The organism is Streptomyces sp. NPDC085932, assembly GCF_044540525.1.
GTDB classification, from domain to species: Bacteria; Actinomycetota; Actinomycetes; order Streptomycetales; family Streptomycetaceae; genus Streptomyces; species Streptomyces levis.
The window spans coordinates 468,160-483,328 of the sequence record NZ_JBITSJ010000002.1 but is presented as its reverse complement, the minus strand read 5'-3'; the positions used below and the strand labels follow the sequence as shown (position 1 = coordinate 483,328).

10 protein-coding genes are annotated in these 15,169 nt (G+C 73.2%); 1 reads left to right on the top strand and 9 read right to left on the bottom strand.

The genetic code is table 11. The annotated features are described in order from the left end of the window. Window positions 1–7: 7 nt before the first annotated feature. The 6 genes from ACIGAQ_RS11365 to ACIGAQ_RS11340 all read right to left on the bottom strand — a co-directional run bounded on the left by ACIGAQ_RS11365 (window position 8) and on the right by ACIGAQ_RS11340 (window position 8,106). Complete coding sequence (locus tag ACIGAQ_RS11365; protein WP_399781509.1) at window positions 8–4,513, bottom strand: Rne/Rng family ribonuclease; 4,506 nt, start codon at window positions 4,511–4,513, stop codon at window positions 8–10. A gap of 259 nt (window positions 4,514–4,772) precedes the next feature. Continuing rightward, window positions 4,773–5,555, bottom strand: coding sequence for a TIGR03936 family radical SAM-associated protein (locus ACIGAQ_RS11360; RefSeq protein ID WP_311686892.1), 783 nt, complete (start codon window positions 5,553–5,555; stop codon window positions 4,773–4,775). Window positions 5,556–5,603: 48 nt separating this feature from the next. Continuing rightward, window positions 5,604–6,812, bottom strand: coding sequence for a hypothetical protein (locus tag ACIGAQ_RS11355; protein WP_399783117.1), 1,209 nt, complete (start codon window positions 6,810–6,812; stop codon window positions 5,604–5,606). Between the two features lie 90 nt (window positions 6,813–6,902). Next, window positions 6,903–7,379, bottom strand: coding sequence for a GNAT family N-acetyltransferase (locus ACIGAQ_RS11350; RefSeq protein WP_399781505.1), 477 nt, complete (start codon window positions 7,377–7,379; stop codon window positions 6,903–6,905). Then, complete coding sequence (locus tag ACIGAQ_RS11345) at window positions 7,379–7,609, bottom strand: helix-turn-helix transcriptional regulator (RefSeq protein ID WP_311686896.1); 231 nt, start codon at window positions 7,607–7,609, stop codon at window positions 7,379–7,381. The genes ACIGAQ_RS11350 and ACIGAQ_RS11345 overlap by 1 nt, the downstream gene beginning before the upstream one ends. Further along, entirely contained in the window at window positions 7,609–8,106 is a 498-nt protein-coding gene (locus ACIGAQ_RS11340) for a DUF2975 domain-containing protein (protein WP_311686898.1), read from the bottom strand. Before ACIGAQ_RS11340 ends, ACIGAQ_RS11345 begins: the two co-directional genes overlap by 1 nt. 148 nt (window positions 8,107–8,254) lie before the next feature. Between ACIGAQ_RS11340 and ACIGAQ_RS11335 the strand changes: the two genes are divergently transcribed. Beyond that, window positions 8,255–8,944 carry a GAF and ANTAR domain-containing protein gene (locus ACIGAQ_RS11335; RefSeq protein ID WP_399781501.1) on the top strand — a complete coding sequence of 230 codons (690 nt, stop codon included), beginning with the start codon at window positions 8,255–8,257 and terminating at the stop codon, window positions 8,942–8,944. Between the two features lie 350 nt (window positions 8,945–9,294). Here the strand turns inward: ACIGAQ_RS11335 and ACIGAQ_RS11330 are convergent, their stop codons facing one another. The 3 genes from ACIGAQ_RS11330 to ACIGAQ_RS11320 all read right to left on the bottom strand — a co-directional run bounded on the left by ACIGAQ_RS11330 (window position 9,295) and on the right by ACIGAQ_RS11320 (window position 15,120). Beyond that, the gene (locus ACIGAQ_RS11330; protein ID WP_399781498.1) at window positions 9,295–11,352 is read right to left on the bottom strand and encodes a restriction endonuclease; all 2,058 of its coding nucleotides are present in this window, start codon (window positions 11,350–11,352) and stop codon (window positions 9,295–9,297) included. A gap of 209 nt (window positions 11,353–11,561) precedes the next feature. Then, on the bottom strand, window positions 11,562–13,526 hold the full coding sequence (locus tag ACIGAQ_RS11325) for a TIGR03960 family B12-binding radical SAM protein (protein WP_399781495.1): 1,965 nt from the start codon (window positions 13,524–13,526) through the stop codon (window positions 11,562–11,564). An 88-nt stretch (window positions 13,527–13,614) separates the two neighbouring features. Then, a complete protein-coding gene (locus ACIGAQ_RS11320; RefSeq protein WP_399781492.1) occupies window positions 13,615–15,120 on the bottom strand; it encodes a CHAD domain-containing protein in 1,506 nt (501 codons plus the stop codon). Window positions 15,121–15,169 lie beyond the last annotated feature (49 nt).

Here is a 15,169-nt window from a genome sequence, read left to right as displayed (position 1 = left end):
CTGCGGGTCAGTCCTCGTCGGTGGAGGCGGTGACGGAGGAGAGCGTCTGCTCCGCCGCCACGGTCTTCTTCGACGTGGCCTTCTTGGCGGCCGTCTTGGTGGTCTTCGCCGCCTTCTTGGCCGTCGTCTTCTTGGCCGCGGTGGTCTTCTTCGCCGCGGTCTTCTTGGTGGCGGCCTTCTTCGCCGTGGCCTTCTTGGCCGTCTTGCGGGCCGTCTTCCTGGCCGCGGCCGGCTCCTCGGCCGTCACGGCCGCCTCGCCCGGCTCCCCCGCGTCGGCGGCCGGAGCGGCGGCCTGCACCGGCTCCTGCGCCGGCTCCTCCGCCGGAGCCGACGGGACGACCACGACGGCCGCCTCCTCGGACGCGGTGGGCGCGGTGGACTTGCGCACGGCACGGCGCCGCGGACGGGCCGGGGCCGGGCTCTCGGCGGGCGCCTCGTCGGCCGGCTCGGGCTGCGCGGCCTGCTCGACCGCCGCGGCCTCCGGGGCCTCCGGGGCCTCGGACACCGCGGGCGCGGTCTCCGCCACCGTCACGACGGCGGCCTCGGCTCCCGCCGGCGAACCGGCCGGAGCGGACACCTTGCGGGTGGCCCGCCGCCGGGTGCGGCCCTTCGGCGCGGCCTCCTCGGCCGGAACGGCCGGCGCGGGCTGCTCGGGCTGCTCGGGCTGCTCGGGCTGCTCAGCCCGTGCCGCCTCGACCACCGGGTCCTCCACGGCCATCGGCTCGGCCTGCGCCTCGGCGGCCGGCTCCGGCTGCACGGGACGGGCGGCCTCGTCCGCCGCGGTCACGTCCTGCGCCGTGGGAGCCCCGGCCCGATCGGCGACCGGCTCGGCCGTGGTGCGCTCCGCCTTCGCGGACTCGCCGCGCGGTGCGCCCGCCGGGGCCGACGCGCGGCGGCTCGCCCGGCGCCGCGACCGTCCGCGGGTGGCCGCGGCCTCGGCCTCGGCGGCGCTGCTGTACAGCTCCTCGTCCGGCTCGAAGGCCGGCTCGGGCAGTGCGATCGGCTCGGCGGCCTCGGCGACGACCTCGGCCTCGGTCTCCGCCTCCTGCTCGGCGGTCTCGACGGCCGCCTCGTGGACGTGCGGCTGGTCGGCGGCGCCGGCACGGGCGCGCTTCTTGCGCTTGCCGCCGCCACCGGTCGAGGTCGGCTGCTCCATGTGCACGATGACGCCGCGGCCGTTGCAGTGGACGCAGGTCTCGGAGAACGACTCCAGCAGGCCCTGGCCCACCCGCTTGCGGGTCATCTGCACCAGGCCCAGCGAGGTCACCTCGGCGACCTGGTGCTTCGTACGGTCCCGGCCCAGGCACTCCAGCAGGCGCCGCAGCACCAGGTCCCGGTTGGACTCCAGCACCATGTCGATGAAGTCGATGACGATGATGCCGCCGAGGTCGCGCAGCCGCAGCTGGCGGACGATCTCCTCGGCCGCCTCCAGGTTGTTCCGGGTGACGGTTTCCTCCAGGTTGCCGCCCTGGCCCGTGAACTTGCCGGTGTTGACGTCGACGACGACCATCGCCTCGGTCCGGTCGATCACCAGCGAACCGCCGCTGGGCAGCCAGACCTTGCGGTCCAGGGCCTTGGCGAGCTGCTCGTCGATCCGGTACGTGGCGAAGACGTCGACCTCGGAGGTCCACTTCTGCAGCCGCTCGGCGAGGTCCGGGGCGACGTGCGAGACGTACCCGTGGATCGTCGACCAGGCCTCGTCGCCGCTGACGACGACCTTGGAGAAGTCCTCGTTGAAGATGTCGCGCACGACGCGGACGGTCATGTCCGGCTCGCCGTACAGCAGCGTCGGCGCGTTGCCGTTCTTGGCCTTCTTCTGGATGTCCTCCCACTGCTGCTGCAGCCGCTCGACGTCCCGGCGTAGCTCGTCCTCGCTCGCGCCCTCGGCGGCGGTGCGCACGATGACGCCCGCGTCCTCGGGGACGATCTTCTTGAGGATGGTCTTCAGCCGGGCCCGCTCGGTGTCGGGCAGCTTGCGGCTGATGCCGGTCATGGAGCCCTCGGGCACGTACACGAGGTAGCGGCCCGGCAGGGAGACCTGGCTGGTCAGACGCGCGCCCTTGTGCCCGATCGGGTCCTTGGTGACCTGGACCAGCACGGACTGCCCGGACTTCAGGGCGGTCTCGATGCGGCGCGGCCCGTTGGCCATGCCGAGCGCCTCGAAGTTGACCTCGCCCGCGTACAGCACGGCGTTGCGGCCCTTGCCGATGTCGATGAAGGCGGCTTCCATCGACGGCAGCACGTTCTGCACCTTGCCGAGGTAGACGTTGCCGACGTACGAGGTCGACTGCTCCTTGTTGACGTAGTGCTCGACGAGCACGTTGTCCTCGAGGACGCCGATCTGGGTGCGGTCGCCGTGCTGACGGACGACCATCACGCGCTCGACGGCCTCACGACGGGCCAGGAACTCGGCCTCGGTGATGATCGGGACGCGCCGGCGGCCCTGCTCGCGGCCTTCACGGCGGCGCTGCTTCTTGGCCTCCAGCCGGGTCGAGCCCTTGATGGACTGCACCTCGTCGGAGGGCTCGCTGCCCTTCTCGCGGGCGGGCCGGGGCTCGCGGACCTTGACGACCGTGCGCTTGGGGTCGTCGTCGGAGAGCTCGGCGTCGAGGCCGGAGTCCCCGGCGCGGCGCCGGCGGCGCCGACGACGGCGGCTGCTGCTGGAGCCGCCCCCGCCGGACGAGTCGTCCCGGTCGGTGGCCTCGTCGGCGTCCTCGCCGTCCTCCTCGTCCTGTTCCGCGGTGTCCTCGGCGTCCTGCGCGGCCTGGGCGGCGGCGATCTCGTCGGAGTCGCCGTCGGCGTCGCCGTCGCTCTCGGCGGACTCGCCGCGACGGCGGCGGCGACCGCCCCGGCGACGGCGCCGGCGCGAGCCCGGGCCCTCGTCGTCGTTCTGGTCGTCGCCCTCGGCCTGGTCCTCGGCGGCCTCCTCGGCCTCCTCCTCAGGCTCCTCGGCGACGGTCTCGGCGGCCGGGGCCTCCGGCTCCTCGCCGCCCCGGCGCCGGCGACGGCGGCGGGACGCGGAGGTCTGCTCGTCGCGGTCGGAGCGGTCGTCGCGTCCGTCCTGCGCGTCCGGCGTGTCCTGCGCGTCCGGCGTGTCCTGCGCGAGGTCCTCGGGCTCCTCGGCCGTGCCGGCCGCCTCGGCGGCGGCCGCGGCGGCGGCCCGCTCCGGGGTCTGGAACTGGGGCTCGGTGAAGACGGGCGGCTGGAAGAGGGCGACGGCGGGCCGGGCGGGGCGCGCCGGTCCCTCGCCCTCGCCCGCGGCCGCACCGGCGGCGCGCTTGGCGGGCTGGGCGGGCTCGGCGAATCCGCCGGCGGCCCGGCGCACGACCCGGCGGCGGCGCCGCGGGGCAGCGTCCTCGGCGGGGGCCTCGGAGGCGGCAGGGGCCTGGCCGGAGGCCTGTGCGGCGTCGGTGGCGGCCTCGGACACGGGGGTCGTCTCGGCGGCGGCCTTGGAGCGGGACCGGGTCCTGGACCTGCGGGCCGGCTCGGCGGGGTTCTCGGACACGGGAGCGTTCGCCTCCTCGGGCGATTCCGCGGGCGCCTCGGCGGACGCGGCGGTGGAGCCGGACGGACCGGCGTCGACACCGGAGTCGGCCGCGTCGGCGGCAGCGGGCGCCCCGGCGGGCGCGGACACGCGGCGCGAAGCGCGGCGGCGGGTACGGCGCGGAGCGGCGTCGTCGACGGCCTCGGCACCGGCGGTGCCGGCCTCGGTGGCCTCGGACGCCTGGGCGGCGGCCGACGCGGCGTCGACCGGCGCGCCCTGGTCGGCCTGCTCGGCCTGGACGCTCTGCGCCGCCTGGGCGGCCTGCGCGGCCTTGCCGGTCCGGGCGGTCCTGCCGGTCCTGCCGGTCTGTGCCGCCTGGGCGGGCTGGTCGGTCTGGGCGGCCTTGTCGGCCTGGACGCTCTGGTCGGCCTGCGCGGGCTGGTCGGCCTGCGCCTGCGTGTCCGTCCCGGCGGCAGCGGGGGCGGGCGAGGTGACACTGCGGGTCGCGCGGCGGCGGGTGCGCCGGGGAGCGGCGTCCTCGACGGGGGCGGAGACGTCGGCGGAGGCGGAGGCCTCGGCCTGGTCCGGCGTCTCGGGGGCGGCGGGGGCGGCGCTCGCGGGCACCACCGTCTCGGCGGCGGCCTCGGAAGCCGGAGTCCCGGCCGGCGCGGAGGCGCGGCGCACCACACGGCGCCGCTTGCGCCCGGCGGACGCGGTGTCCTCCACCGCGGCGGCCTCGGCGGGCTCCGTCGCGTCGGCGGCGGTCTCCGCGGACGGTGTCACGTCGCTGTCGGCCTCGCCGGTCTTCTCGGCATCGGCCGCCGGCTCCTCGGCATCGGCCGCGAGCTCGTCGGCCTCGGCGGCCGGTATGGCCGGCGCGACGGTCTCGGCCGGCGCGTCGGCGGCACCGGCGGGCGGCCCCGCCGGGCGGGACGCGGCACGCCGCCGCCGGCGGGGCGGCAGGGTGTCGCTGGGGGTGTTCTGTTCGGAGCCCTGCGAGGACTCTGCGGGTTCGGTCGGTTCGAGCATGCGGGCTTTTCTCCCGTCAGGCTCCCGGGCGCCGCGCCTGGTCCGGCGATGCCGGTGACGTCCGCGGCTCGCGCTGTGCGCGTCGCCGCCGTCCGGGGCGCGGGCGCCGCACGGGAGCTCTCCGTGTCCTGTCTCGCCGGTTCCGTACGCCGAATGCGCACGGCCTGGCGAAAGTCTTCTGATCGGTACGCTGCCCGACCCAGGTGGCTCCCGAGTCCAAGGGCGGCGCTACGACGTCCGTCCCTACGCGGGACCTTCCTTACGCCGGCGCCGTCGCGGCGGCAGGCTGTTCGGCCGTTGAGTGGGCCTGCGCTGCCTCGCGGTCGGGCGCGAGCGGGTCGGTCACCGTGCCGGTCTCTTCATCGAACAGCCCCTGCGCCAGCCTGGTCACCGCTGCGGGGACCGGCGGCGCCAGGTCGGCCACGGCGCGGAGACCGGACAGGACGTCGTCGGGTCGTACGGCAGGCGTCACGTGCCGAACAACCAGCCGCAGTATCGCACAGGGCTGGTCGGTCGGCCTATCAGCCTGCGAACTCTGCGTTTCCGCGAGATCGCGGCTCTCCAGGCTCACGACGGCGGAGCGGGCGTCGAAGGTACGGACCCCGTTCTTGGCGAGGCGCTGGACCTCGACGGTCCCGGCCGCGGTGAAGGCGTCCGCCGCGCGGCGGGCCTCCTCCGGCGACACGCCGTCCAGCCGCAGCTCCCACACGGAAGCGGTCAGCCGGTCGGCGAGGCCCGAGGTGCGGGCCTCGACCGCCTCGACGATGTCGAGCCCGGCGGGCAGCGACGCGTCGAGAAGGAGCCTGAGCTGCTCCGGGTCGCGGGGCGCGGTGAGCGCGATCTCCAGGTATTCCGCCTCACTGCCCGTGCCGGTGGGTGCGGCATTGGCGTACGACACCTTCGGGTGCGGCGTGAACCCGGCCGAGTAGGCCATCGGCACCTCGGCACGGCGCAACGCACGCTCGAAGGCGCGCTGGAAGTCACGGTGGCTGGTGAACCGGAGGCGGCCGCGCTTGGTGTAGCGCAGTCGGATGCGCTGCACCGCGGGTGCGGGCGGCGGGCCTTCGGGCTGTCGCTTGCCCAGTGTCGTTCAGTCCTTCGTGAGAGCGGTCGTACTGCCACCAAGAGTACGTGCCTCGCGGCCGGAAGGTTCCCTCCGGGCGACCGGCGCGGGTCGCCTCGGCTCTCCGAAGAGCATCCGCCGGACGTCGGCGCGGGCCTGGCGTACGGTCTCGCGGGCGGTGGCGAGCGCCTGCCGGGTGGCCCGTCCGGCGCTGCGGGCGGCCTCGGCGGCGGGCCGCAGGACGTGGTCGCGCACGACGTGTCCGACGGGCGTGAGCACACTGCGGTACGCCCAGCGCACCGGCTCGACGAAGATCCACCGCAGGAGCGTGCCGAGGAACCGCCCGACGGCGAGCGAGACGTGGCCGGCGATGCGCCAGGCGTGGCCGAGGGCGTCGAGCACCTCCCGTCCGACGACGGCGAGGACGCGGCCGACGGGCGCGAGGACCCAGCGCCAGAGGGCGAGCGCGGGCAGGACGAACAGGATCCGCGTGATCCAGTACAGGGCCACCCCGAGGCCGTTGACGGCTGTGCTCACCAGCCACACGAGCCCCTTGCCGCACCACAGCAGGGCGTGCCCGACGGGCCTGAGCACCCAGGTGTACACCAGGACGGCCGGCAGGACGACGAGGTACCGGCCGAGCCACGCCACGGCCGCGTACACACCCGAGCCGATCGCGGCGAGCACGGCACCGATGCCCCTCAGGACCCACGTCACGGCGTGTCCGACGGGCGTGAGCAGGTGCGCGTACACCCAGCCGAGCCCGGCCCCGACGCCCCGGCCGGCCCAGGCGATCGCATGTCCCACCGGCGTCAGCACGTAGCGGTGAAGACCGACGAGCGGCACGACGACGAGGACCTTCCCGAGCCAGGCGAGAGCCTGGCCCAGCGGCACCGCCACGTACCGCCACAGCCCCACCAACGGCAGGACGAACACCGCCCGTCCCAGCCACAGCAGGGCCCGTCCCAGCGGCCGGAACAGGGTGTCGTTCAGGAAGCGGCCCGTGACGACGAGGGCGTCCCAGAGCATCCGCACGGGGACGACCAGCACGAGCACGACGATCCGCACGGGGATCCGGATCGCGACGGCCAGACACCCCTCGGGCGGCTCGGAGGCCTCGGGCACCACGGCAGCCACGGGCGCCACGGGCTGCCGCCGGACGGGTGGCCCGGCCGGGCTCTCGCGCGGATCGACCCGCGGCTGGGTGCCCTCGCGGGGCGGCTTGTGCAGATCCATACCGTCGAAGACGCCGCAGCCTCCCGTCCGGATCCCGTTCCGCACGATCCCGACGCCGCTCTCCCGCGGTTCCTCCACCCGGAGTCCTGCTCACACGGCCCGTGTCCCGGCGACCCGGGCGTGCCGCAGCCGGGGTGACTCCCGGAAACCCCAGCGGGCGTAGGCGGGGATCGCCCGCTCGCTGGAGTGCACGGTCACCCGCTCCAGGCCGAGCTCCCGGGCCTCGTCCAGCACCGCCCGGACGAGCCGCCCGCCCGGACCGCCGTCCCGAGCCCCGGGGACGACGTAGACGCACTGCAGGTCACCGGAGGCCCGGTGGGGCGCCCGCGGGGTGGGCACCCGCTGCACGACGGCCAGCCAGGCCATGCCGATGACGACGTCGTCCCGGACGAGCACCGTGCAGCGGTGGGTTCCGGCGTTGTCCCGCGCCCAGGCGGTGAAGTGCCGCAGGAAGTCCTCGCGTCCGACGGCGGCCTCCTCGGCGTTCTCGACGAGCCACTCCCACCGCAGCGCGGCCACCGCGGCCAGGTCCCCGGTACGGACCGGACGGATGTCGGTGTTCTCCATCAGGGCATGGTCGCGGGGGCGTCCCCGTCCGGCTCGAAACGCAGCAGATCGCCGGGCTGGCACTCCAGCACCTCGCACAGCGCGGCGAGGGTGGAGAAGCGGACCGCCTTGGCGCGGCCGTTCTTGAGGACGGCCAGGTTGGCCGGGGTGATGCCGACGCGTTCGGCGAGCTCGCCCACGGACATCTTCCGCTTGGCCAGCATCACGTCGATGTCGACGGCGATCGGCATCAGATGACCTCTTCCAGCTCGGCCTGCATCCGCGCCGCCTCGATGTCGCGCGCGACGGCCTGCGCCAGCAGCATCCGCAGCACCAGCACGACCAGTGCCACCCCCAGCACCGCCAGGCCGACCCCGCCCAGCAGCAGCACCACCCCCGGGGCGACGGCCTCGCCGGGCGCGAGCACCACCCCGAGCGCGAACACCAGGCAGGCGGCCGCCACGAACGCGCCGATCACGATGTGCACGTACCGGAAGGCACCCGTGGAGAACACCGTCCCGCGCCGCACCATCGTCACCAGCCGCCACACGCAGACCAGCACGACCTGGGCCGTCACGACCCCCAGCACCAGGATCACCAGGATCGGCGTCCGCAGGTGGGCGTACTCGGGCTTGAGCCCGTTCATGTCGATGGCCAGCAACGGGACCATCACGCCCTGCACGAACAACGACCCGGCGAGCAGCACCCCGAGCACCGCCCGCAACGCGGCCACGGCCAGCTTTCCCATCCCACTCCCCATTCTCCGATCGAACTACGATGGAAATCTATCGAGAATCGATAGACGCGGCAAGTGGTCGTCCCAACGGAGGCGTGCGACCCGTGACACCGTGGCAAGAGGCATCCAAGGCCGGCACCCCGGACCGAGGAGGACGACGGTGGACTGGCGCGTGTTCGCACGGGAGATGGCCTCCATGGCGCGGGACCTGCTCGCCCAGGACTCGGTGGAGGCCACCCTCGGACACATCACCGGCGCGGCCGTCGAGCTGGTCCCGGGCTGCGACGCGGCCGGCGTCCTGCTGCTGCACGGCAAGACGGCGGAGTCGCTCGCCCCGACCCACGACCTGGTGGTGGAGAGCGACCGGCTCCAGGAGCGCCTCGGCGAGGGCCCCTGCTTCGACGCGGCCCGCACCAGCACCGGCGAGCGCGTGTTCCGCATCGGCGACATCACCCATGGGCGGTCCCGCTGGCCTGCCTACGCCACCCGGGCCGAGGAGCTCGGCATTGGCAGCATGATGGGCTTCCTGCTGTACACCGAGGACGAGGACCTCGGCGCGCTCAACCTGTACTCCCAGCGCCCCGGGGCCTTCTCCGAGGACAGCGAGACCGCCGGCTGGCTGCTGGCCTCGCACGCCGCCGTGGCCTTCTCCAGCGCCCGCAGTCACGCCCAGCTGGAGCAGGCCATCGCCACCCGGCACGCCATCGGCGAGGCGATGGGCATCCTCATGGGCAGCCACCGCCTCACCGAGGAGCAGGCCTTCGACGTGCTGCGCCGCTACTCCCAGGAGAACAACGTCAAGCTCCGGGAGGTCGCCCGCCGGGTCTGCGAGCACGGCGGACTGGGTTGACGGCTCCCCCAGCACACATTCTGAACTGGGGGAACCTGACGGCGCCGGTCCCCCGGGGGAGCGTCACCGACCCCGCCTCTTCAGCGGGTCCCCCAGGACCGGTGTCTCACCCCTCACGGTCCCGCCCGCACAACGACCGCCGGCACGCGACCACCGACCCGTCGTACACGTGGTCCGGCATGACGACCTCCGTGACCGCGCGGGCAAGCAGCGTGGACGGCTACTGCCAGCCGGGTTCCAGTCGGTGACGTCCTCGACCTCGCCGCTCAGCATCCGGTGGGTGTAGCCGCGCGGGTGCGGCTCGGGGTGTCCGCCACCCCGGAGGCCACGCACATGCAGCAGTCAGGGGATCACTCCACCTCGATCCCGTAGTCCCGGACGAGTTGCTCCAGGCCACCCGTGTAGCCCTTGCCGCCCAGCACGAAGTCCCAGTCGCCGTTGGACCTGCGCCGGAAGGAGCCGAGGACCAACGCGCTCTCTCCGGCCCGCCCGTCGGAGACTTCGAGCCGCCCGAGCTCGGTCATCGCCGGATCCAGGAGCCGGATGCAGGCATCGGTGAACCGCGACAGGTCAGCCTCCGGATTCACCTCCGGATCCACGGCAGCCACGATCACGAGCCGATCAGCTGCCTCGGGCAGCCCGTCGAAGGAGACCCGCATGGCTGCCTTGTCGGGTCCCGCAGCCGGTACGGCGCATACCGTGCCGTCAGGTGTTTGCGGGTTGTTGAAGAACACGAAGTGATCCTCACTGAGGACCCGGCTGCCCCGGCAGACGAGCGCGCACACGTCGAGTGCGACGTCGCCGGACCACGTCATGCCCAGCACGTTGTGGTCGTCCGGCGGTACCGAGGGGCCGGCGCCTGCCGGCTGCGCCGGAACCGCCGTTCCTCCCCCTCCCAGACGCCCACGCAGCCCATGCCGGTGCAGGAGGTCCACGAGCTCTCCGCCCGAGATCAGCTCCAACGGCTTACCTCTGGCGAAGGTGTGAGAGCCCGGACCGAACCCGGACGTCGTCACGAGTACGCCCTTGTTGGCACCGACGTCCTGGACGGTGCCGTAGAGATCGCGCACGGCCGTGGGCGGCACCGTGTTGCGGTAGCGCTTCACCTGGACGACGATCTTGCCGCCGCGGATGGGAGCCGGGTCCGTCGCATCGACGTCCACGCCACCGTCGTTCGAGCGCTGGGTCGTCACGGCCTGCATGCCCATGGCGCGGAACAGATCGGCGACCAGGGACTCGAAGGCGATCGGATCCATGGCGTACAGGTCGGGCTCGTGATCGCCACCATGGGCGGCCACAGTGCTGCCGACGTCCTGGGGCTGCCGGCCCGGCCGCACGGAAGTGAGCTGGTCGGGCCGGGTCGAGAGCTGTCCCCTCAGCGCGTCGGTCAGGCAGCTGACCGGGTCCACCTGTCCCAGATGCAAGTCCGTGAAAACCGCCCGGGAAGCCATGACGGTCGCCAGGAAGATCTGCGTCTGTCGTCCTGTCGCCGGGTCGGGGGCGTCCACGAAGCCGTTCAGCGCTATCGAGTCGAGGATGCCGTACTCGTCCGCCGTGAACAGCTGGTGCAGCACCAGCAGCATGCTCTGCCCCAGCACCTCGCGGTACAGCGCCCGCCGCTGACTCACCGGGCGTGCCGCTTCCTTGTACTGGTCCTCACGGGACAGATACCTGACGGACTTCGCTTCGGGAACCACCTCGTACGGGGGCAGCTCCCAGTCCAGCACCAACTGCCGTCCCGCCGCGTCGTAGGCCGCCGCCACCTGCCGGGGAAAGCCCTCCGGCCAGGCCGTCGACGCGTACAGCGCGGCCGAGAAGTACGCGACCACGGAATCCGGCTCGCCCCGCCGGACCCCGTCGGTCACCTCCGCGACCCCGGCGTTGTGCCGACGCACCTCGGCCCGCTGGGACTCCGTCCGCTGCTCGTGGTCCCGCTGCAACGCGGCTAACCGCTGCTGCCGCTGCGCCTCGGCGGTCTGAGCGGCATGCCAGTCCTGCTCGAACCGGGCCCGCGCCTCGGCTTGTGCCCGCGCTCGCTGACCGGCGGTCCAGCCGCCCTGCGCCTGGTAGTGACTCGGGTCCGGCATCCGCACCGGCCAGGCGAGCTGCCCGGGGTCGAACGGTGCGACGTCTTCCGCACGCAGGAGAGACGCGGCCCTGAAGGCCGGCGCCCGGCAACCCGTGGTCAGCAGACCCTGCAGAGCTGCGACCTGGGCCTCCAGTTCCTCCGTACGGCGTCTGGCCTCCGCCTGGCAGTACTCCCGGTGCCCTTGCGCGGCCGACCGCTGATACGCCCGGGCTTGCTGCGCCTCGTACCGCCGACGCCTTGCATCGGCTTCCACCTGACGTTGTTGCTGCCGCTGAATCTCAGCCCAGGCACCGACCACACCAGCAGAGCGACGACTCATGCGCTACAGGCCCTCCCCAGGACGTCGGCCCAGCCGACCAAGCCCTGGTTGCCCCCGCAACCAGGAGTGACAAAACGACTGTATCCAGCAATCGCCGCCGTGAATATCACGTTGCCGAAGTGATCAGAACGGATCATTCGAGCAGGTCACCCGGCCGCCGATAGCACTGAGCCCCCTCCACGCCGGAGGGGGCTCGGTCGGTGCTCAGGTCAGTGTGCGTGGCCGCTCGGGGCCGGGGCCGCGTTCTTGACCGTCAGGGGCAGGAGCTTCTTGCCCGTCGGGCCGATCTGGATGTGGGTGTCCATCTGCGGGCACACGCCGCAGTCGAAGCACGGCGTCCAGCGGCAGTCCTCGACCTCCGTCTCGTCGAGGGCGTCCTGCCAGTCCTCCCAGAGCCAGTCCTTGTCCAGGCCCGAGTCGAGGTGGTCCCAGGGGAGGACCTCCTCGTAGGTGCGTTCGCGGGTGGTGTACCAGTCGACGTCCACGCCGAACGGCTCCAGGGCCTTGTCCGCGCACGCCATCCAGCGGTCGTAGGAGAAGTGCTCGCGCCAGCCGTCGAAGCGGCCGCCGTCGTCGTAGACCGCGCGGATGACCGCGCCGATGCGGCGGTCGCCGCGGGAGAGCAGGCCCTCGACGATGCCGGGCTTGCCGTCGTGGTAGCGGAAGCCGATGGAGCGGCCGTACTTCTTGTCGCCGCGGATCCTGTCCCGGAGCTTGGCCAGGCGGGCGTCGGTCTCCTCGGCGGAGAGCTGCGGGGCCCACTGGAAGGGCGTGTGCGGCTTGGGCACGAAGCCGCCGATGGAGACCGTGCAGCGGATGTCGTTGGAGCGGGAGACCTCGCGGCCCTTGGCGATGACCTTCGTCGCCATGTCGGCGATCTGCAGGACGTCGTCGTCGGTCTCGGTGGGCAGGCCGCACATGAAGTACAGCTTCACCTGGCGCCAGCCGTTGCCGTAGGCGGTGGCGACCGTGCGGATCAGGTCGTCCTCGGAGACCATCTTGTTGATGACCTTGCGGATGCGCTCCGAGCCGCCCTCGGGGGCGAAGGTCAGGCCCGAACGGCGGCCGTTGCGGGTCAGCTCGTTGGCCAGGTCGATGTTGAAGGCGTCCACGCGGGTCGACGGCAGCGACAGGCCGATCTTGTCGTCCTCGTAGCGGTCGGCGAGGCCCTTGGCGATGTCGCCGATCTCGCTGTGGTCCGCGGAGGACAGCGACAGCAGGCCGACCTCCTCGAAGCCGGTCGCCTTCAGGCCCTGCTCGACCATGTCGCCGATGCCCGTGATGGAACGCTCACGGACCGGGCGCGTGATCATGCCGGCCTGGCAGAAGCGGCAGCCGCGGGTGCAGCCGCGGAAGATCTCCACCGACATGCGCTCGTGGACCGTCTCGGCCAGGGGCACCAGCGGCTGCTTGGGGTACGGCCACTCGTCCAGGTCCATGACGGTGTGCTTGGACACCCGCCACGGGACACCGCTGCGCTTGGGCACCACGCGAGCGATACGGCCGTCGGGCAGGTACTCGACGTCGTAGAAGCCGGGCACGTACACCCCGCCCGTCTTCGCCAGGCGGAACAGCAGCTCCTCGCGCCCGCCCGGGCGGCCCTCCGCCTTCCAGGCACGGACGATGGCGGTGATCTCCAGGACGGCCTGCTCGCCGTCGCCGATCACGGCGCAGTCGATGAAGTCCGCGATCGGCTCGGGGTTGAACGCGGCGTGGCCGCCGGCCAGGACGATCGGGTCGTCCAGGCCGCGGTCCTTCGACTCCAGCGGGATGCCCGCCAGGTCCAGGGCGGCCAGCATGTTCGTGTAGCCGAGCTCCGTGGAGAAGGAGAGGCCGAGCACGTCGAACGCCGTCACCGGCCGGTGACTGTCGACCGTGAACTGGGGGACGCCGTGCTCGCGCATCAGCTCCTCCAGGTCCGGCCACACGCTGTACGTGCGCTCGGCGAGGACGCCCTGCTGTTCGTTCAGGACCTCGTAGAGGATCTGCACGCCCTGGTTGGGCAGACCGACCTCGTACGCGTCCGGGTACATGAGCGCCCAGCGGACGTCACAGGACTCCCAGTCCTTGACCGTGGAGTTCAGTTCTCCGCCGACGTACTGGATCGGCTTCTGCACATGCGGGAGCAGAGCTTCGAGCTGCGGGAACACCGACGCAGCGACTTCGGCAGGCATGTCGCGCACCTTCGTGAGCTGGACTTAACTGACAGGGGTGACCATCCAGCCTAACGCGGCCGCGGGGCACCTCCGTACGCCGTGCGCCTCACAGGCCCGCGATCGTGCCCCTGATCTCCTTCCACAGCCCGGGCAGCTCGGCCTCCGTGCGCAGGGCCCGCTGCTCCTCGCGCTCGTGGAGCAGGCCATAGGTGAAGGCGCTCTCCCCCGCCGCGTGGGCGACCGCCGACAGCTCGCGCAGGGTCTGCCGGGCCATCACGCTGTCCTGGTGCTCGCCGAGCAGCTTCTGCAGTGACTTCATGGACTTGAGCATGGTCTTTGCGGGCTTGCCCAGGGCCGGTTCGGCCGCCTCCGCGGCGTAGCGGGCGCGCTTGGCCTTCTTGCGGGCCTCGTGCACGGCGACGTCCCGCTCGCTGCCGGGCTCCAGCTCCAGCGCCCGCTCCACCAGCCGGGCCACCTTGCGGAAGTCCTTGTTCACCGCGGCGGCGAGCGGCTTGCCGGGCTTCTTACCGGCCGCTTTCAGCAGCGGCGGATCGGCGATCAGCGCGTCCAGGGTGTCGAGCAGGGCGAGATGGCGGCGGGAGTCCAGGATGCCGAGGAGCCGGCCGCGGGCCGTGTGGTGCTCGGCGCTCGACCAGCCGCGCAGCCGCTCCCCGACGGGACCGCGGACCAGGTCGTCGGGCACCTCGTCGAGGGCCGCCGTCAGCCGTGCGGCCAGCACCTCGCGGTCGCGGTCCAGGCCCAGCTCCCCGGCCAGCCACTTCAGCTCGTCGGCGACCGGGTCGGTCACGGCCCGGTCGAGGATGTCCGGGAAGGACTTGAAGGTGCTGCGCAGCCGCCGGGTGGCCACGCGCATGCTGTGCACGGCGTCCTCGGCGTCCCGGCGGACGGCCGGGTCCAGCGCCACGATCGCGTCGCGCTGGACGCGTACGTACGCGAGCACGTGGTCCGCGGCGGTCACCGGCTCCCCCGTCTCCGCGGCGGGGCGCCGCTTCCGGGGCGCCGTCTCGGCCAGGGCCCGTGCCAGCTTGGACGGCGACTTCGAGGGCCGCACGCCCGCCTTGCGCAGCCGCTTGTCCACCTTGTCGAGGAAGGCCGGGTCACCGCCGTCGGCGAGCTCGACCTCCATCTCGGTCCACTGCGCCGCGCCCCCGTCGGCCGTGAGCCGCTCGGCGTGCACGGCGTCCACGCTGACCTCCGCGAGCAGCCGGCCCTCGGCGTCCACGAGGTGCCGCACGTCCCGCTCGGAGCGCAGCCGGACCAGCGGGACCAGCTCGGCGTCGCGGACGCGGGAGCGGACCAGGCCGGCGAGTTCGCCGGGGAGGGTGTCGGAGAGCGGGGCGTGGATCTCGTCCCGGGTGTCGGGGCCGACCGGGAACTTCAGGTGCCAGCCGGCGTCCGAGCCGCCGGTGCGGCGGCGCAGGGTGACGGATGTCGCCGCGAGGCGTTCGTCGGCGGTGTCGTAGTAGGTGGCGTCGAGGTGGGCGACCCCTTTGTCGACCACGTTCGCGACGCCGGGCACACCGGTCAGGTCCGGCAGCCCGCTGTCCTCGGCCTCGTACTTCCGCTCGATCTCACGCTTGGTGTCCGCCATGAAGCGAATCTAGTCGGCCCGGACGCGGGGCGGCAGAGGGCCACCCCGC